This window comes from Acetivibrio sp. (genome assembly GCF_035371925.1).
Classification (GTDB): domain Bacteria; phylum Bacillota; class Clostridia; order Acetivibrionales; family Acetivibrionaceae; genus Hungateiclostridium.
The window spans coordinates 13,034-32,193 of the sequence record NZ_DAORXT010000010.1; the positions used below are offsets into that span (position 1 = coordinate 13,034).

Annotated in this window: 13 protein-coding genes; 5 read left to right on the forward strand and 8 right to left on the reverse strand. The window is 39.0% G+C overall.

Translation table 11 applies throughout. The features are described 5' to 3' along the window. Positions 1-21 precede the first annotated feature (21 nt). Together PLH43_RS02640 and PLH43_RS02645 are read right to left on the reverse strand one after the other, a co-directional pair. The gene (locus PLH43_RS02640) at positions 22-402 is read right to left on the reverse strand and encodes a NusG domain II-containing protein (protein ID WP_324359794.1); all 381 of its coding nucleotides are present in this window, start codon (positions 400-402) and stop codon (positions 22-24) included. After that, on the reverse strand, positions 386-1,432 hold the full coding sequence (locus PLH43_RS02645) for an FAD:protein FMN transferase (protein ID WP_324359796.1): 1,047 nt from the start codon (positions 1,430-1,432) through the stop codon (positions 386-388). The genes PLH43_RS02640 and PLH43_RS02645 overlap by 17 nt, the downstream gene beginning before the upstream one ends. 362 nt (positions 1,433-1,794) lie before the next feature. Between PLH43_RS02645 and PLH43_RS02650 the strand changes: the two genes are divergently transcribed. Beyond that, positions 1,795-3,570, forward strand: coding sequence for an FAD-dependent oxidoreductase (locus PLH43_RS02650; RefSeq protein ID WP_324359798.1), 1,776 nt, complete (start codon positions 1,795-1,797; stop codon positions 3,568-3,570). A 123-nt stretch (positions 3,571-3,693) separates the two neighbouring features. Here the strand turns inward: PLH43_RS02650 and PLH43_RS02655 are convergent, their stop codons facing one another. The 3 genes from PLH43_RS02655 to PLH43_RS02665 all read right to left on the reverse strand — a co-directional run bounded on the left by PLH43_RS02655 (position 3,694) and on the right by PLH43_RS02665 (position 6,294). Beyond that, positions 3,694-4,410 (reverse strand): single-stranded DNA-binding protein, encoded by a 717-nt coding sequence (locus PLH43_RS02655; RefSeq protein ID WP_324359800.1) that lies wholly within the window; start codon positions 4,408-4,410, stop codon positions 3,694-3,696. 353 nt (positions 4,411-4,763) lie between these two features. Further along, on the reverse strand, positions 4,764-5,414 hold the full coding sequence (locus PLH43_RS02660; RefSeq protein ID WP_324359802.1) for a Mur ligase family protein: 651 nt from the start codon (positions 5,412-5,414) through the stop codon (positions 4,764-4,766). Positions 5,415-5,523: 109 nt separating this feature from the next. Next, a complete protein-coding gene (locus tag PLH43_RS02665; protein ID WP_324359804.1) occupies positions 5,524-6,294 on the reverse strand; it encodes a polysaccharide deacetylase family protein in 771 nt (256 codons plus the stop codon). Between the two features lie 235 nt (positions 6,295-6,529). Between PLH43_RS02665 and asnB the strand changes: the two genes are divergently transcribed. After that, positions 6,530-8,371 carry an asparagine synthase (glutamine-hydrolyzing) gene (gene asnB / locus PLH43_RS02670; RefSeq protein WP_324359806.1) on the forward strand — a complete coding sequence of 614 codons (1,842 nt, stop codon included), beginning with the start codon at positions 6,530-6,532 and terminating at the stop codon, positions 8,369-8,371. Positions 8,372-8,425: 54 nt separating this feature from the next. On the opposite strand, the gene PLH43_RS02675 is transcribed toward asnB, so the two are convergent. Together PLH43_RS02675 and PLH43_RS02680 are read right to left on the reverse strand one after the other, a co-directional pair. After that, positions 8,426-9,670 (reverse strand): peptidylprolyl isomerase, encoded by a 1,245-nt coding sequence (locus PLH43_RS02675; RefSeq protein WP_324359808.1) that lies wholly within the window; start codon positions 9,668-9,670, stop codon positions 8,426-8,428. Positions 9,671-9,930: 260 nt separating this feature from the next. Then, positions 9,931-13,710, reverse strand: a complete 3,780-nt coding sequence (locus tag PLH43_RS02680; protein ID WP_324359810.1) for a phosphoribosylformylglycinamidine synthase — start codon at positions 13,708-13,710, stop codon at positions 9,931-9,933. A 116-nt stretch (positions 13,711-13,826) separates the two neighbouring features. Here PLH43_RS02680 and PLH43_RS02685 point away from each other — a divergent pair, with 116 nt between their 5' ends. The 3 genes from PLH43_RS02685 (at position 13,827) to PLH43_RS02695 (ending at position 17,107) form a co-directional block, all read left to right on the forward strand. Continuing rightward, the gene (locus tag PLH43_RS02685) at positions 13,827-14,708 is read left to right on the forward strand and encodes a LysR family transcriptional regulator (RefSeq protein ID WP_324359812.1); all 882 of its coding nucleotides are present in this window, start codon (positions 13,827-13,829) and stop codon (positions 14,706-14,708) included. 168 nt (positions 14,709-14,876) lie between these two features. After that, positions 14,877-15,428 (forward strand): XRE family transcriptional regulator, encoded by a 552-nt coding sequence (locus PLH43_RS02690; RefSeq protein ID WP_324359814.1) that lies wholly within the window; start codon positions 14,877-14,879, stop codon positions 15,426-15,428. 20 nt (positions 15,429-15,448) lie between these two features. Further along, positions 15,449-17,107: an AMP-binding protein gene (locus tag PLH43_RS02695; protein WP_324359847.1), complete on the forward strand. Its 1,659-nt coding sequence runs from the start codon at positions 15,449-15,451 to the stop codon at positions 17,105-17,107. Positions 17,108-17,197: 90 nt separating this feature from the next. Here PLH43_RS02695 and htpG read toward each other — a convergent pair whose 3' ends face one another. Next, entirely contained in the window at positions 17,198-19,102 is a 1,905-nt protein-coding gene (gene htpG / locus PLH43_RS02700; RefSeq protein ID WP_324359817.1) for a molecular chaperone HtpG, read from the reverse strand. Positions 19,103-19,160 lie beyond the last annotated feature (58 nt).

Sequence of the window (19,160 nt, forward strand, 5' to 3'; positions counted from 1 at the left end):
GTATACTGTTTTCGAAACTTTCTAATACGTAACTATATCTACATCACTCGATTGCCCCTCAATCTTTATCATAGTCTTGTTGGGAAGGCACACCGCCATATCCCCTTTTTCCGTAAGCCATCCGGTATTTACGCATACTTTGTCCGGGCAATCGGCTTCCTTAAATCTTATTCGTCCTTTTTCCACAAGTATTATATCGTTATATTCCCCTGAAATCATAATTTCCATAGGCTCATTTACAGCATCTATTTCAATTCTCTGTATCTCTTGGTTGTCTTTTATAATAACTGCTATTTTATTGGTATTTTTCCCTGAATTTTTATAAAGGGAAACACCAAAAAAAGATACAGCTATTAATATTATGACAAACCCAAAAATAAATAAATCACCTTTTTTCAACATATTCAAATTCCTTGCTCTCATCCTTAAATGTAAAAGTATCCTTTAATCCATCCGTTACATATATTTTCTTGTCCTCTGTAATGAAAACCGCCTCGACCCCTTCAAGACTTTCAACAAGCTTCATACCTTCCTCAAGCCCCAACACAAAAACTGTTGTGGACAGAGCATCCGCATCTATTGAATAGTCTGAAACGATGGTAGTTCCAATAAGTCCTGTATTGGCAGGATAGCCGGTTTTCGGATCTAAAATATGGTGGTATCTCACACCGTCCTTCTCAAAAAACCTCTCATAATCTCCGGAACTTACCACAGCCTTGTCTTTCACGCTGACAATACCGATATACGAACCGTCAGCACCTCTGGGATTTCTTATGCCCACAGACCATGGAGTCCCATCGGGTTTACCGCCCAACGTTAAGATATTGCCTCCAAGGCTTATTAACGCAGACTCAACCCCGTATTTTTTGTATATTTCAATCGCCGCATCCCCTGCAAACCCCTTTGCAATTCCGCCAAGGTCCACAATCTGGCCTTTTTTTGACAGCATGGCCGTTGAATTTTCAAAGTCAATATTTATATCCTTATAATTTACCAGCTTCAAAAGCTCATCAATTTCACTTTTCGACGGCACCTTAGGATTATCTGTAAATACGCCCCAGGACTTCACCAAAGGACCTATGGTAACATCAAAGGCGCCATTGCTGATTTCACCGTACTGTTTGGCTTTATTGAGCACATACAGGGTATCCTCGCCAAGTTTTACATACTCTTTCCCTGCTGCATCATTTAAAAGGTTTATTTCTCCCCCGGACTTGTTTATCGTCATGGCCGATTCAATCCCGGCTATTCTGTCATTTACCTCTTTTGCAATTTTATCGGCATCTTTATGATATATTTTTTGTATGATGACGGTTCCCATCAAGAATTCATGAGTTTCATACAAATTCGAAGAATTAAGGCGGCATGATGAAAGTAAAACACCCATGCACAAAGCTAAACATAAAATAATTATCGAAAACTTTTTTGTCATATCATCACCAATTTAAACAAACAATGCTCCATATAATATAAAGCATTATTATCATTAATATATTTATACCCCAGGTTTTATAAAACTATCATTCAAGTTAAAATTATATTATACCGAAAAAAGATATGTCAATTATGAAAGCACATCCATTAAATAAAAATTACTAATACAAGTATAATTTGTGTTATATATAAAAAACCGTGGTATATAATATATGTATTATACAACATATAAGCAGTTATGTTTGTTCCCAGCTTATTTAATCTATAGCAATTTGTTAAAACTATTAATAAGCGAACATAAAACAAGGTATAATCTAAAAGCCGGTACTTAAGACTATTTTTTATGCGAGGAGGATTCGGATGGCTCGAAAAGTATTGATATTGGGAGCCGGATATGCAGGAGTTCAAGCTGCTTTGACGCTCCATAAAAAGAAGCGTAAAAATGACGATATAGAGATAACTATCATTGACAAAAACTCTTACCACACTCTTCTGACGGAACTCCATGAAGTTGCCGGAAACAGAATAAGCGAAGATGGCGTTATAGTGCCATTGAAAAACATTTTTGCGTATACCGATGTAAAAATTATTAAAGATGAAATTAAAAACATCGATTTTGAAAATAACAAGCTCATATCCGACAGCAATGAATACGAATACGATTATCTTATTTTTGCAGCCGGAAGTGAACCGAACTATTACGGTATTCCTGGTATGAAAGAGCACGCCTTTCCCTTGTGGTCCTTTAAAGATGCCATTGCAATAAGGGAGCATATAAAAGACTGCTTTGACAAAGCATCCCGTACCGCCGATTCAAAGGAAAGAAAGTCTCTTCTTACCTTTGTAGTAGGCGGCGGCGGATTTACCGGTGTTGAAACTATCGGTGAAATTGCTCAGTGGGTCAAATCCTTGTGCAGAGAATACAAAATAGAAAGATCTGAGGTTGACTTAAAGCTGATTGAAGCCTTGCCAAAGATTTTAAACAATTTAAAGGATAAAAATATAAACAAGGTTATGAAGTATCTCACAAACACCTTGAAAGTCGATGTGCTTGTAAACAGTGCAATAAGCAAGCTCAATGAAGACAGCCTAGAGCTTAAGGACGGACGGAAAATACCTACAAAAACCCTTATCTGGACCGCCGGCATAAAGGCTTGCTGTCTTTCCGAAAATGTTTCTGTTGAAAAAGGAAAAGCATGCAAGGTAAGGGTGGATAAATACGCAACAACCCAATACAAGAACGTATACGCTGTAGGAGATGCTTCCTGCTTCGAGTACAACGGGCACACGCTCCCGGCACTGGTTGAGTCTGCACTGCAGACCGGAGAAGGCGCTGCGTTAAATATTCTTAATGATATCAGGGGCAAGGAAAGGCAAGAAATAAAGCCCAAACTTCATGGTGTCATGGTCTCCGTGGGAAGCTTCTTTGCCGTTGCGGAGATAATGGGAATAAGTCTTCCAAGGCTTTTTGCAATATTGATGAAATACATGGTAAACGCACACTATCTTTTTGGAATCGGCGGTTTTGAACTTGTATTCAGATACATCAAGCACGAATTTGTCAAAAAGAAACAGGAAAAATTCCTTCTGGAAAAACATTACTCCGTCACCACACCAACTTTCTGGCTTGTTCCCCTAAGGCTCTTTTTAGGGTATTCCTGGCTTATGGAGGGGCTAAACAAGCTAAAAGAAGGATGGCTCAACCCCCCGATGCTTGCCGGCATGGCTGTTGACGGTCAGACCAGTGCTTCTATAACCGAAACCGGAGAAAAAGTATTTAGAATTATTTCATCCCATACCCCATCGTGGTATGCCTTTATAGCAGAAAAGCTTGTAATTCCCAATGCGCTTTTTTTCCAATGGCTTATAGTGCTTACCGAAATAGGTCTGGGTATTGCATTCATAACAGGTACATTTACATTTATAGCCGGTCTGGGTTCATTGGCACTTAATATCAACTTCTTGCTGTCAACAGGATTATATGAAACCTCTTGGTGGTATATCCCGGCTGCAATTTGCATGCTTGCCGGTGCCGGAAGGGCCTTTGGAGTGGACTATTACCTGATTCCGTATCTCATGAGGCAATGGAGATTCTTCGTAAGAAACCGCAGAATAAAGCTCTTTCTCTTTGAATAGGCTCTAAAAAATCAAAAAAACGATATCAGAAAAGGTGACCTGTAAAATCTCAGATCACCTTTTTTTATGCCATTACGTTTCTTTGTAAATTAGAGTTAAAAAACATTAGTCTAAATAAACCGATCAATTTCCGCCCTCTTCCTGTACATCCTGTACTTCTTGTATTTCCTGTATTTCTTGAATCTCTTCCTGATTCTCTCCCATATCTTCTTTTGTACATACTTCCATTTTAGAAACAGAAACCTCAAATGCCACTTTTGTTATAGTTTCTCCCGTATCCAGCTTCTTCTGATATTCACGGCTTTGTATCCTTCCCCATATCTTTATGTTTTGACCGACATCAAGTCCGGCTGAGTACCTGGCATTCCTTCCCCAGCAAATACAGGGTATGTAATCCGATTTGTTATATGGTCTGTTGACAGCCAGCAATATATCCGTAATTTCCCTTCCAAAAGGAGTTGTTCTGTATATGGGTTTTTTACATATAAAACCATTCAGAAAAATCTGATTCGGATTCTTGATCTTCTTATCGTCCTCCAAGAAACTGATTTCTCTGGCAAATACAGTCAGTATTAGCTTGCTTCCTTCAGGATTATTATAATTGTTATAGGAACGAAACTGTCCTTCCACCTCTATGAATTTGCCTATTTCCAAATCTTGCTTTGAAATCAGGCGTTCCGACACTGTAACATTAATCCTGTCATAACTATCGCTGAGCCTTGGAACTTCCAATGTAAAACAATAAAATCCCTCACCGTAAACCTCATGACTAAATACCGCTTCTGATACTATTTTACCGGAAATGGTCACTATGTTGTTCTCAATGATGTTTCCGACCATCCGACCCCCACACTCCTCTCTTAGGCTTCTTACGTATATCCAATAATTTATCTAATGTAATGTTATTCACCTCTGATGCTTTTTAGAATTAATTTATTCATACATTAGCTAAATTTGTAGGTATTTCCTGAAAGAAGCTAAAAATTTTATATAAATATACTGAAATAAAAATCAATTTAAGTATTCCCAAAGAAAGGAATCCGGCGTGGATGCATCCACTCTTTGCATTCCTAAATAAGTCAAAAAACTACTTGTAAACTTGCCTGTAACATCCAAAAAACCATTCGTATTCATTATTATATTATATATCGACCAACTTGAAAATGCTTGAAAGTATTTTTCTATGACTTGCATTAATTTTTCATCTGATTTATATCAAAGCCGTTTACCAAAACAAAAGTTGCCGCAGCCAAAACATTGCTTGGGTCAACACTCTCAAGGTCTGTCCTGACTTTAAACTCCTGCGGCTCAATTACCGTTCCGTTTTTTGTATATATTCTTCTTTGCAGGCAACACAGCATATTGTCCTTGGCAACAAGGTCTCCTATGCTTGATGTGGTCATGCTGGCCTTGAGATTAAAACCGTAAGTCACAATATAATGTTTAATGTCTTTGAAAAACTTGTTCAGCTCATTATCATCGGCATTTACTATTGCTATCCCTTTTTCTTTCAACAGCGAAAAAGCCTTTTTCATCAAATCCATATAATTTTGTTCCATTTCACCATTTATTTCATCGGCTTTATCGGTAAAAACAATAATATCAAATCTCAAATAGTCATAAATTTCCTTAGAAACTTCCGATAAATCAAGCTTTAGTATAAGAATATCGGTTTTATTTCGCTCAAGCTCAGCCAAATAACCTTTTATCCGTTTTTCATCCAAGCCGGACAGGTTCTTTGAGTCAACTATACTGATTCGCTTTTTTGAATTGTGTAATATGGAATTAATAATATTCGCAGTTTTCTCCTTGTCGTTTTGACCAACTATTGCTGTTATCAGCACCCGGTTCAAACCCCATTTCTTTTGATAACTGTAATTTTATAATGTACTTTTTTCTTAATTTTATGTAAAAGGATAAAAATCACACTGAAAACTCTAACAAAAACTTACATTACTGTTTTTTTATTTGCCTGCCCCTATAGTCAATTTCGTAATTTTCCCTCATAATCATTTGGGAAACGGGAATAAAGCCATATCCCTTTTCTTTGAGTGAAATTATTATTTCCGGAAGTATTTTAGCCGTATGTTTGGTATCATTGTGGAACAGTATAATTGAACCGTTGCTTACATTTTTAAGCACCCGATTTTTTATTTCGTCGGCTGTGATTCCCGGCCGCCAGTCCAAAGAATCCACATCCCATTGTATTGTATAGTGGTTCAATTCTCTGGCAGTTCGGACAACGTCATTGTTGTAATCCCCATAGGGCGGTCGGAACAAGTCCACATCTTTTCCCGTAATCTTCTTTAAAACACTATCACACTTTAATATTTCAGTTTTTATTGCCGAATTTTTCAGGCTGGACATTTTGTAATGGGAATAGGAATGATTCGCCACATCGTGTCCGTCATCCGCAATCATTTTTACCGCATCAGGATTTTTCTCAGCCCAAACCCCGATAATAAAAAAGGTTGCTTTTACATCGTGCTCCCTCAAGGTGTTGAGAATATCCGGTATATCCTCACTTCCCCAGGCACAGTCAAAGGTCAGGGCAACCTTTTTTTCAGGATAATCCACAGAATAAATGGGAATTTCTCTTTTTTGCTGAAATACAGAAGCAACATCTTCCGCCGAAAAATAAGCAAAGACTGCAACAGCCAATATTATGATTGCCAAGAAACCAAGCTTTAGCACACTATTTACTTTCACAACATAAAACTTCATTTTTCATACTTCCAATCTCTATAATCCTGCATTATACATATTTTCACTGTCAAAAATATATGACATATAAAAAGGTAAATAAATTTATTTTCATATCATTTAAATGGTAACAAGACAAGCCCTCTTGGCATATATTACTTGTATGAAGGACTTCTTAATTTCAAGTCCGGCAAAGGTGCCGAAAGCTTATGGGGCACCTTTTTGTTTTTATCTAATGCTAGGAGTTGATATTTATATGTGCGGTATTGCAGGTTGGATAAATCTAAAAGCAGACTTGACCGAGCAAGAAAAAGTATTAAATTCAATGATTGAAAGGTTGACGCCTCGTGGCCCCGATGCATCGGGAAGCTGGATTTCTCCCAATGCGCTTATTGCCCACAAGCGTCTGATAGTCGTGGACCCTGAAGGCGGAGTTCAACCCATGGTTCGAAATCAAGGCGAAAACAGGTATGTTATTACATACAACGGAGAGCTTTATAATACTGCGGATTTGCGTGACGAGCTAAAGTCTAAAGGCCACGAATTTTTCACCAGCTCGGACACAGAGGTTCTACTGGTTTCTTACATTGAATGGGGCACAAAATGCGTCGAATATCTGAATGGAATATATGCTTTTGGAATTTGGGATGAAGGTAAAAAAAGTCTTTTTTTGGGCAGGGACAGATTTGGTGTAAAACCGCTGTTCTACGCCCAAAGAGGAGATTCCTTGATATTTGGCTCTGAGTTAAAGGCACTGTTGGCAAATCCCCTTGTAGAACCCAAATTGGATGCTGAAGGTCTGGCAGAAATCTTTGCACTAGGTCCCGCCCGAACGCCAGGGCACGGTGTATTCAAGGATGTTTATGAGCTTAAGCCGGCTCATTCCATGCTCTTTGATATCAATGGAATACACATCCAAAAATACTGGTCGTTGGAAAGCTACCCCCATACCGACGGAGAAAAAGCTACCATTTCCAAAGTCAGAGACTTGGTGTTAGACGCCATCACGAGACAGCTCGTGGCAGATGTTCCGGTCTGCACCTTTTTGTCGGGCGGACTTGATTCAAGTACCATTACTGCTGTGGCAGCAAGAGCTTTTGAAACTCAGGGCAAAGGACAGCTTCATACTTTCTCTATTGATTATGTAGACAATGATATCTACTTTAAACCCAGCATGTTTCAGCCAAATTCGGATGAACCCTGGATAAAGAAAATGAGTGAAAGCTTTAATACATGCCACCATTATATAAAATTCGATACGCCACAGCTGGCAGATGCCTTAATTGATGCAGTAAAGGCAAGAGACTTGCCGGGAATGGCAGACATTGATTCATCCCTGTTTCTTTTCTGCCGTGAAGTGAAAAAAAGTGCGGTGGTGGCTCTGTCCGGTGAATGTGCCGACGAAATATTCGGCGGATATCCGTGGTTTCACAATGAACATATGCTCTTTGCCGATACGTTTCCATGGTCCCTGTCGGTACACGAAAGGACAAAGATATTGTCAAAGGAGCTTTTGAATTTGATAAAGCCTGAAGAATATATCGAAAGACGCTACAGGGAAACTTTAAGCGAGGTTCCGCTGCTAAAAGGAGAAGACAGGATTGAAAATAGAAGAAGAGAAATATTCTATCTTAACATCAACTGGTTTATGTCCACCCTTCTTGACAGAAAAGACCGCATGAGTATGGCATCAGGCCTTGAAGTAAGGGTTCCCTTCTGCGACCACAGGCTGGTACAGTATGTATGGAATATTCCATGGGATTTAAAAATGTACAATGGAAGAGAAAAGGGTCTTTTAAGGCAGGCTTTAAAATGTATTGTTCCCGATTATATAATCGAGAGAAAGAAAAGCCCATATCCCAAAACTCATAATCCTTCATACAAAAAAGCGGTCAGCAAGTGGATACTGGAAATATTAAACGATATAAGTTCTCCTCTTCATCAGCTAATTAATGTTAAAGAGGTAAGAGCTATGGCAGAAGGAAGCTCAGACAATTCAAATCCTTGGTTCGGTCAGTTGATGGCACAGCCTCAAATGCTTGCCTACCTTATCCAGATTGATTTCTGGATGCAGGAAAACCGAATATCGATTATATAATTGCCAAATAAAAAATCCTGGCAGTCCAAACCGCCAGGATTTTCTATTTTAAAATTACAGCAAATCGTCATGCCTTACTATCGTGGAAGCATTTTCCCATTCTTTCATCTTTTCATCCATGAATGTTGACTTCTTATCGCTTTGCAACATTTCCTTTATTTCCGACTTCTTCTCTTCTAAAGTATATGGCTTCTCCTGAGTCTTCTCATACACTTTTATAATATGATATCCGTAAGGACCCGGAACAAGATCCGATATTTCACCTTCTCCGAGAGCTAAAGAAGCTTCTTCAAAACTTTCTATAAATCCGCTGTTTTTTGAAACTGTGTATCCGTCCTTGTATTCTTCCGATTCCATTCCCGGGTCTTCGCCGAATTCTTTTATAAGAGCTTCAAAGTCTTCACCGTTTTTAGCTTTGTTTAATACATCTTGTGCCTTCGGCTTGATTTCCTCAAGCTTTTCATTAAGATACGCCTCAGCTTCTTCTGTCTTTCCTTCTTCATACTTCAAACTGTTGTATTTGTTCTTTACTTCATCGGACAAACCAATCAATATATGTTTTACCCTTGAACTTGCCGGCTGAATCAATTGGATACTTGCATACGCAGCTTCGTCGGGATTATCTTTTTGAACCTTTAACTGTTCGTCATAATATTTTCGGATTTCTTCATCGGTCACGTCAATATCCTTTGTTATAGATTCCATAAATTCTGTAACAAGCATATATTCGGCAGTTTGCTCAATATATTCATCCATTGAAATCTTCATGGCATCAAGTTCACTGTTCACATAGTCTTTAGCTTGTTTAACAAAATCTGTTGTCTCTGCTTCGGATGGATTCGCCATCTTTAATTGCTCCGCAATGTCTTCAATCATTTTATCAAACGACTCTTTGGCTTCAGCAAGCTTTTCATCCGTTACCGTATATCCTGCCTCTTTTGCCTTTTGCTTTGCAATCTCCTGCTGAATCAACTGAGTCAATATTTCGTTTTTTATAGTCTTTAACATTTCCTTCATATCGTCACTGAGGGAATCCTCATCTGTAAGACCATAATATGCAGCTTGCTGGCTGTACAAGAAATAAAATTCTTTGTACAAAATCTTTTCTCCATTTACTTCAGCTATTACTTTATTTGCTTCTTCTTTCGTCAGCGGTGAAGTACTGATAGAGTAATCAGAATTGGAACCACCGTCTTTTTGAAACATGGGTTTTAACAAAAAATATGTCGCCGCCGACAAACCCGCAATCAGCACTACCACTATACTCACAACTAATATTATACTTTTTGCTTTTTTCATATTAATTCATCCTTTTTCTTAAATTTTTAACAACCCACAAATTTCTACTTAAATCAAAATTATTTTAGCGCTTAATTTTGACCCAATTGTGTCAAAATTGTAAACTTTTTTGCCGGAAGATATTTCCCAATTATTTTATTCAGTTCATTACCTCACCCCTTATAAAAGTCTGAAAAACCCTCTCTCTATCTATGCCTTTTGATTATAACATATATTTTTAAAATACTACATAAAAATTTTTCAGCTTTTTTAGGGAAATCTTACTTAAAGTAGTTTACACCGGCTTCAAACAGCTTCTGGTCCTTATCTCCCGGTACATTTTTTGCAACATTGCTTCCTATTCTCTCGGAATGCCCCATTTTACCCAAAACTCTTCCGTCAGGACTTGTTATACCCTCAATAGCCTCGAAAGAGCCATTTGGGTTAAACCTTATGTCATAGGTTGCATTATTGTCCGGGTCAACATACTGGGTTGCTATCTGGCCATTCTTTTCCATCATCTCAAGCACTTCTTTATTTGCCACAAATCTTCCTTCTCCATGGGATACAGCTATGGTATGAACATCACCAACATTTACATTGTTAAACCACGGAGAGAGGGTTGATGTTATTTTTGTCCTTACCATGCACGAAACGTGGCGGCCTATTGTATTAAAGGTAAGAGTGGGACTGTCTTCATTAAGGTCTCTGATTTCACCATACGGCACAAGTCCAAGCTTTATAAGAGCCTGGAAACCGTTGCATATACCCAGCATAAGTCCGTCTCTTTGCTTAAGAAGCCTCATAACTGCTTCTTTTACTCTTGGGTTTCTAAATGCCGTGGCTATAAACTTTCCTGAACCGTCGGGCTCATCACCGCCGCTGAATCCTCCCGGTATCATCACAATCTGGGAGTTGTCAATTCTCTTTGCCATCTCCCCTATAGACTCTTCTATCTCGGTGGAAGTAAGATTTTTAATAACGAGCATGTCCACCACACCGCCAGCCCTTTCAAAAGCTTTGGCAGTATCATATTCACAGTTGGTTCCCGGGAATATCGGCATGAATATTCTTGGCCTTGCCACCGAAACGGACGGCTTTATACTGTTTCTCTTTTCAAATTTATACTGCTTCGGAGCACCGTTTACAGACTCTGCATTTATTGGGAAAACCTTCTCCAAAGGTTCCTGCCATTTTTGGCAAAGCTCCTCTATATCAAGGCTTACATCTCCAAATTCAATTGATTTTTTCTCCTGGGTAGACCCCAAAACTTCATATTCTATGCCTTTTAACAATTCGTCCAAATTGCTGCTTTCATCCATTTCAAGCACAATAGACCCGTAAAGCGGCTCAAAAAGCCTTCTTGCATCTATTGATGCCTCAAACTTAAATCCTATCATGTTTCCAAAGCACATTTTGCTTATCGCTTCGGAAATTCCACCGCTTCTTACAGTGTGGGCCGCAAGCACTTTTCTGTTCATAATCATTTCATGTATTGTTGTATAATTTTTATCCAGCTGGGCAAAATCCGGCAATCCCTTCTCATCAATTTTCAGAGGAACCAAAACTACTTTGCTTCCTGCTCTTTTAAATTCGGAAGACACTGTATAATTCACATCCATTGTTGCAACAGCAAAGGAAACCAAAGTCGGAGGTACGTTCATATCCTTAAAGGTTCCGGACATACTGTCCTTTCCTCCGATGGCAGGTATGCCCATCTTTGTCTGGGTATAATATGCACCAAGCAATGCACTAAAGGGCTTGCCCCACTTTTTGGGGTCGCTTCCCAGCTTCTCAAAATACTCTTGCAAAGTTAATCTGATTTTTTTGTGATTGCCTCCCATGGCAACAATTTTAGCCACAGATTCTATCACAGCAAACATCGCCCCGTGGAACGGACTCCACTTTGCAATGGATGGATTGTATCCAAATGTCATAAGTGTACCGGTATTTGTATCCCCGTCCAACACCGGAATCTTTGCCGCCATTCCTTCTGCAGGGGTCAGCTGAAGCTTTCCGCCAAAAGGCATCAGCACTGTTCCGGCACCGATAGTGCTGTCGAATCTCTCCACAAGCCCTTTTTGGCTGCACACATTTAGTCTCTGCAGGTTTCGAACCCACGCATCGTAAATATTCTTTGAGTAATCCTCAGCTTCCTTGGGAATGCTGTCAAAATAGTATCCTTCCTCCGAAGGAGCGGTAACCGAAACATTGGAATACTGTTTTACTCCGTTTGTGTCAAGAAAATCCCTTTTAATATTTACAATAGCCTTGTCTCTCCAGTACATTACAAGCCTTCTGTCATCTGTCACTTCTGCAACAGGCGTAGCCTCAAGGTTTTCTTCTCTTGAAGCTTTGATAAAGGCATCCACATTCTCTTTTGCCACCACTACTGCCATTCTTTCCTGAGATTCTGAAATGGCAAGCTCAGTACCGTCAAGCCCTTCATACTTTTTAGGCACTGCATCGAGATTAATTCTAAGCCCTTCCGCAAGCTCACCTATGGCAACGGATACTCCTCCCGCTCCAAAGTCATTGCACTTCTTAATCATGGTGCTGACCTCGGGCTTTCTAAACAACCTTTGAATTTTTCTTTCTGTTAAGGGATTACCCTTTTGAACTTCAGCTCCACAGGCAAGCAAAGATTCTTCCGTATGCTCTTTTGAAGAACCGGTAGCTCCTCCGCAGCCGTCACGGCCTGTCCTTCCGCCAAGAAGTATGATTACATCTCCTGCCTTGGGCTTTTCTCTTTTTACATTCTTTCTCGGAGCAGCACCTATTACCGCACCTATTTCCATTCTCTTTGTCACAAAGTCTTCATCATAGATTTCTGCAACTTGTCCGGTGGCAAGACCTATCTGGTTTCCGTAGGAACTGTAACCCTGGGCAGCCTCTGTTGTTATCTTTCTTTGAGGAAGCTTGCCGGGTAATGTGTCTTCTATAGCGGTACGCGGGTCGCCGCTTCCCGTTACACGCATGGCCTGGTACACATAAGACCTTCCCGACAACGGGTCTCTTATGGCACCTCCAAGACAAGTGGCAGCTCCTCCAAAAGGCTCTATTTCTGTAGGATGATTGTGAGTTTCGTTTTTGAACATCACAAGCCACTCTTCTTTTTCTCCGTTTACATCCACATCAACTACTATACTGCATGCATTTATCTCTTCAGACTCATCAAGGTCTTTTAACATTCCTTTTTTCTTTAGCTCCTTCATGCCCATCACTGCGATGTCCATAAGGCAGATATCCTTTTCTTTATCGCCATAAACAAGCTTTCTCGATTCAAGATATTTTTCATAGGCATCCTTTATGGGAGCTGTAAATCTGCCTTCTTCAATATCCACATTTTCAATGTTTGTAAGAAACGTGGTATGACGGCAGTGGTCTGACCAATAGGTGTCAATAACCCTTATTTCGGTAACGGTAGGGTTTCTCTTTTCATCGTCCCTGAAATACTTCTGACAAAATTCCAAATCTTCCAAAGACATTGCAAAACCCATGCTGTCTGCGAAATCTTTAAGTTGGTCGCGATTCATTTCTATAAATCCATCTAAAACCTTTACATCTTCAGGGACATTCACTTCCACATCCAAAGTTTCTGGCTTTATCAAGGATGCTTCCTGGGATTCCACAGGATTTATCAGATAATTCTTTACTTTTTCATATTCTTTAGCCGACACATCCCCTTGAAGCACAACAAGCTTTGCTACCTTGACTTCAGGTCTTTCCCCATGGGTCAGTATCTGAATACATTGGGATGCAGAATCCGCCCTTTGGTCATATTGCCCGGGCAAATACTCTATAGCAACTATTTTGTCTTTCTCATCTATAGTTATGGTTTCATCGAAAACCTCTTCCACCGGCGGTTCGGAAAATATAGTCCTTTTCGCACTTTCATACTCTTCGTCGGATATTCCCTCAACATCATACCTGTTTATTATCCTAACACCGGAAAGTCCGCCGATTCTCAAGTTCTCCTTCAAATCCCTGTACATTCTTTGGGCTTCCAAATCAAACCCCTTTTTCTTTTCAACAAAAACTCTTCTTACAATCTTAACCATACCAGTACCTCTTTCAAATTAATTTTTTCGACATTTTTACGGATACAAATACATTATAATATGATAAAATAAATAAGTAAAATTAATAATATTAATAAGTTGTATTAGAGGTGCTTATGGATATAAATTTTGAATTGTATAAAATTTTTTATCATACTGCAAAAGCACAAAGCTTTTCTGTTGCGGCCGATATGCTTCACGTCTCCCAGTCTGCGGTAAGCCAGTCCATAAAAAGCCTTGAAGAAAAGCTGGGCTCCAAGCTTTTTTTTCGAAAAAACCGTGAAATAAAGCTTACTGTGGAAGGAGAAATACTGTTTAAACATATTGAGCAGGCTTACAATTTTATAAAAACAGCCGAACACAAAATATATCAAACTCAGAACCTTGAAAGCGGCGAAATAAGAATCGGAGTAAGCGACACCGTCTGCAAATATTTTCTCATTCCCTACATAGAAAAATTTATAAAAAACTACCCCAGCGTTAAAATACAAGTTATAAACAGAACCTCGTCACAAATTCAGGACATATTAAAAAAGGGATTGATTGATTTCGGTATCGTGACTCTTCCCGTGCAGGACAACAAATTACACCAAGAAGATTTTTTGACGGTACAAGATATATTCGTGGCCTCCGACAGGTACATAGAGCTTAAAAATAAAGTAACCGACATAAAAACCCTTGCCTCCTATCCCCTCCTTATGCTTGACCGGGGTACTTCAACAAGAAGGAATTTCGATTCTTATCTTTCTTCCAAAGGAATTGGCATTTTGCCGGAAATAGAATTAGAAAGCATTGACCTTCTTGTAGAGTTTGCAAAAATTGGGCTGGGTATCGCTTTGGTCCTAAAAGAAAGCGTTGCCGATGAGCTTCAAAAAGGAACCCTTTTTGAAGTTAAGCTAAAAGAGAGCGTTACGCCTAGAAAACTGGGAATCATCACGATGAAAAATGTTCCCCTTTCCAGGGCTTCTTCTGAGTTTATCAATTTGCTGCACAAATAACTGCCCCGTAAAATTCAATAATAAATTTTTCTTATAAATTTTTATAAAAAACTTTAACATACTTGTCCTCATTCCCTTTACATCTTTACTTATCGTGTGTTACGATATTATAAGTATTATTATCGTTTTTGATTAGTTTATTAAAATAAACATAGAAAGGATGGTTCCATGTCTGAACAAATTAAGCAAATTAGTAAAAGAATAAAGGAGCTAAGAGAAATCTCCGGTATCTCCGTTGAAACATTGGCAAGAGAATTGGGCATTGACAGCGAAACCTACTCGGAATACGAAAGCGGAAACGTGGATATACCTGTCAGCCTGTTGTTCAAAATTGCCAGCAAATTTGATGTTGAGCTTTCCGAAATCCTTACCGGCGAGGCTCCAAAGCTCCATACATACTCTGTTGTCAGAAAAGACAAGGGCGTAAGTGTGGAAAGAAGAAAAGACTACAAGTATCAGAGCCTTGCATACAATTTCGTAAACAAAAAAATAGAACCATTCCTTGTAACCGTTGAACCCGATTCCAATGCCGAGATAAACTACAATTCCCACCCGGGTCAAGAATTCAACTATGTTATTGAGGGAGTTTTGAAAGTAATTATCAACGGTCATGAAATTATACTCAATGAAGGGGATTCCCTATTCTTTGACTCAAGCGCAAAACACGGTATGAAGGCTATGAATGGCAAGCCTGCCAGATTCCTGGCCATAATTTTATAATGGAGGTTTTATGTAAAATGTTGTTAGAGAAATACCTGTCTAAAGTTAATTTTGACTCGTATGAAGATTTTATTGAAAATTTTAAATTAAACATTCCTGAAAACTTCAACTTCGCTTATGATGTTGTTGATGAAATCGCATCTAAAACACCGGAAAAAGTTGCAATAGTCTGGTGTGATGAGAAAGGTGCCGAAGCAACGTTTACTTTCGGTCAATTAAAAGAGTACAGCGACAAGACTGCAAATTTCTTTAAGAGAGTAGGAATAAAAAAGGGCGACCCCGTAATGCTGATATTAAAAAGGCGTTATGAGTTCTGGTTTGCCATCCTTGCTTTACATAAGCTAGGTGCCATCTGTATACCGGCCACCCATCTTCTCACCACAAAAGACATAGTTTACAGAAACAATGCAGCTGATATTAAAATGATCGTTTGTGTAGCTGAAGATGAAGTAATACAACATGTTGAAGAGTCATTGGAGCAATCGCCTACAGTTGTGGCAAAGGCTCTTATCGGCAAAGAAAAAGAAGGCTGGTACAACTTCAACAAAGAAATCGAAAGCGAATCACCTAATTTTGAAAGACCTACAGGTGAAGATGCACCGACCAATGACAGTATCATGCTTCTATATTTTACATCCGGAACCACCGGAATGCCAAAAATGGTTAGCCATGATTTCACCTATCCTTTGGGCCATATTATTACCGCCAAATACTGGCAAAATGTAATTGACGGAGGACTACACCTTACCGTTGCAGATACAGGATGGGCAAAAGCCGTATGGGGCAAAATCTACGGCCAATGGCTTGCCGGAAGTGCTGTTTTTGTATACGATTATGATAAATTTGTTCCGAAAGAGCTTCTCGAGGTAATATGCAAGTATGGTGTTACCACCTTCTGCGCACCTCCTACAATTTACAGATTCTTTATAAAAGAGGATTTGAGCAAATACGATTTCAGCAAATTGAAATATTGTACAGTTGCTGGAGAGCCATTAAACCCCGAAGTATACAACCAATTCTATAAAGCAACAGGTATCAGGCTTATGGAAGGATATGGCCAGACAGAGCTTACCGTAACCTTGGGTACATTCCCATGGACGGAACCGAAGCCGGGCTCTATGGGCAAACCTTCTGCAGGTTATGTAATAGACCTTCTTGACGAAAACGGAAACTCCTGTGAAGTCGGTGAAGAGGGTCAGGTAGTTATAAGAACAGACAAAATCAAACCTGTAGGAATGTTTGGCGGATATTACAGAGACAAAGAGCTTACAAATAAGGTTTGGCATGATGATATCTACTACACCGGTGATATGGCTTGGCGTGATGAGGACGGCTATTACTGGTTTGTCGGCAGGGCTGACGACGTTATAAAGAGTTCCGGATACAGAATTGGGCCTTTTGAAGTAGAAAGCGCTCTTTTAGAGCATCCCGCAGTTTTGGAATGTGCAATAACAGCTGTACCGGATCCTATCAGGGGTCAGATAGTTAAAGCAACAGTTGTCCTTGCTAAGAATTATACCCCCGGTGATGAACTTGTAAAAGAGCTTCAGGATCATGTTAAGAAAGTAACTGCTCCTTACAAGTATCCTAGAATTATTGAGTTTGTTGATGAGCTTCCAAAAACCATAAGCGGAAAAATCAGAAGAGTGGAAATCAGAGCAAAGGATCAGTCCAAATAATAAATACGTAATATAAATATCAAATAATAATATTTAAAAAATGTCCTTCGGAATCTTTCATAATCCGAAGGACATTTTTCATAATGTTTATTATTGCCCTGAAGCAAGTTTTGAAAGTAATGAATTGCTTCTTTCAATAAATCTTGTCATATCGTCCGGTTCGAGCTGCTTGTGGCTCATTTTTGCAAGGTCATAAATGTGCTCACATATAAGCTTTACATCTTCTTTTTTGTCTTCTTTGTCTTTAAGGCCCAGAAGAGATTTGATCAGGCTGCTGTTGCTGTTTAAAACAAGGGTTTCTTCTTCCCCATACATTCCGCCAAAATTAAATCCGCCATACATCCTGCTCATTTCCTGTATCCTTCTTGCCTGTTCACTCAAAAGAATCATTCCCGGAAGTGTCGAAGATTTCAAAGCCTCAACCTGTATTTTAAGCTTATCGTTATTGAGACTTTCTTTAAACAGCTTTTCAAGAGCCTCAGAAATCTCTTTTTGTGAGTTTTCGTCAGCACCGGTTTCTTTGTCTTTCATGCTTTCACTCAAGTCGGAATCTATGCGCAAAAACTTTACACCGCTTTGATTCATCTCCAAGAGCTGTATGAAGTGATTATCTATCACTGTATTCATCATTACAGCTTCCATGTCATTGTCCTTAAACATCTTAATATACTGTGCCTGCTGCTTTTCATCGGTTACATAAAATACTTTGTTTTCATGCTTATCCTTATTGCGTTCAAGATAATCTTTGAGTGTTATATACTCTCCCCCTGTGGTCTTGAAGATAATTATATCCTTTACCCTCTCATAGAACTTGTTTTCCTTTATGCAGCCGAATTTAACAAATGGGTTGATATCATCCCAGTACTTGTTGTAATTCTCCCTCTCATTCTCAAATATTGAAGTAAGCTTGTCTGCCACCTTTTTTGTAATATGGGTGGAAATCTTATTCACATAACCGTCATTTTGCAAAAAACTTCTTGATACGTTGAGAGGAAGGTCGGGACAGTCAATCGTACCTTTAAGAAGCATCAAAAATTCAGGAATAACTTCCTTGATATTATCAGCAACAAAAACCTGGTTGCAGAAAAGCTTAATCTTTCCTTCAAAATTGTCAATCTCGTTTCTGAGCTTCGGGAAATAAAGAATTCCCTTCAAATTAAACGGATAATCCATATTAAGGTGTATCCAGAACAAAGGATCATTAAAATCAAAGAACACCTTCCTGTAAAAATCTTTGTATTCCTGCTCTGTGCAATCCTTTGGGTTCTTTAGCCAAAGCGGACTTGTATCATTTATTGGCGTTGGTTCTTCCGCCTTCTCTTCCTCATTTTCTCCGTCTTCCTTTTTATCTTCCTTTGCAGCGTTTGCATCTTCGAAATACAACTCATAAGGAAGGAATGAGAAATATTTCACAAGGGTCTCCCTTACCTTGTACGGCTCTAAGAACTCTTCGCTGTCCTCAGCAATATAAAGGGTTATGGTAGTTCCTCTTTCAGTCCTGTCAGAGTCCTCCATCTCATACTCAATGCCGCTTGTACTTATCCATCTTACAGCTTTGGCATCCTTTTGATAGGACAAAGTGTCAATTTGGACCTTGCTTGAAACCATAAAAGCGGAATAGAATCCCAGACCGAAATGACCGATAATCTGGGCTTCGTCAGTCTTGTCCTTGTACTTTTCAACAAAATCTTTAATTCCGGAAAAGGCTATCTGATTGATATATTTTTTTACCTCTTCCTCTGTCATTCCAATACCGTTGTCAATTATCTTAAGAGTCTTTTTCTCTTTGTCAACAACAACCTTTATGTAGTATTTTTCATTGCTGTCAACTTCCGCTTCCCCTATCGATACCAGCTTTTTTAGCTTGCTTATGGCATCACTGCCGTTGGAAACCAATTCACGAATGAAAATATCCTTTTCAGAATACAACCATTTCTTTATAATAGGAAAAATATTTTCCGTATTAATGGATATAGTTCCACTTTCACGATTCATTGCAGTCCCTCCTGATAATATGATTGCCGAGTAATTTCGTACTAATAAATATATTACA

What these genes read in the sequence shown, in the direction of transcription:
- PLH43_RS02665 (WP_324359804.1), bottom strand. Translation starts at nt 6,294, where the DNA reads ATGAAGTTTTATGTTGTGAAAGTAAATAGTGTGCTAAAGCTTGGTTTC.
- PLH43_RS02645 (WP_324359796.1), bottom strand. Translation starts at nt 1,432, where the DNA reads ATGACAAAAAAGTTTTCGATAATTATTTTATGTTTAGCTTTGTGCATG.
- htpG (WP_324359817.1), bottom strand. Translation starts at nt 19,102, where the DNA reads ATGAATCGTGAAAGTGGAACTATATCCATTAATACGGAAAATATTTTT.
- PLH43_RS02650 (WP_324359798.1), top strand. Translation starts at nt 1,795, where the DNA reads ATGGCTCGAAAAGTATTGATATTGGGAGCCGGATATGCAGGAGTTCAA.
- asnB (WP_324359806.1), top strand. Translation starts at nt 6,530, where the DNA reads ATGTGCGGTATTGCAGGTTGGATAAATCTAAAAGCAGACTTGACCGAG.
- PLH43_RS02685 (WP_324359812.1), top strand. Translation starts at nt 13,827, where the DNA reads ATGGATATAAATTTTGAATTGTATAAAATTTTTTATCATACTGCAAAA.
- PLH43_RS02680 (WP_324359810.1), bottom strand. Translation starts at nt 13,710, where the DNA reads ATGGTTAAGATTGTAAGAAGAGTTTTTGTTGAAAAGAAAAAGGGGTTT.
- PLH43_RS02640 (WP_324359794.1), bottom strand. Translation starts at nt 402, where the DNA reads ATGTTGAAAAAAGGTGATTTATTTATTTTTGGGTTTGTCATAATATTA.
- PLH43_RS02655 (WP_324359800.1), bottom strand. Translation starts at nt 4,410, where the DNA reads ATGGTCGGAAACATCATTGAGAACAACATAGTGACCATTTCCGGTAAA.
- PLH43_RS02675 (WP_324359808.1), bottom strand. Translation starts at nt 9,670, where the DNA reads ATGAAAAAAGCAAAAAGTATAATATTAGTTGTGAGTATAGTGGTAGTG.
- PLH43_RS02690 (WP_324359814.1), top strand. Translation starts at nt 14,877, where the DNA reads ATGTCTGAACAAATTAAGCAAATTAGTAAAAGAATAAAGGAGCTAAGA.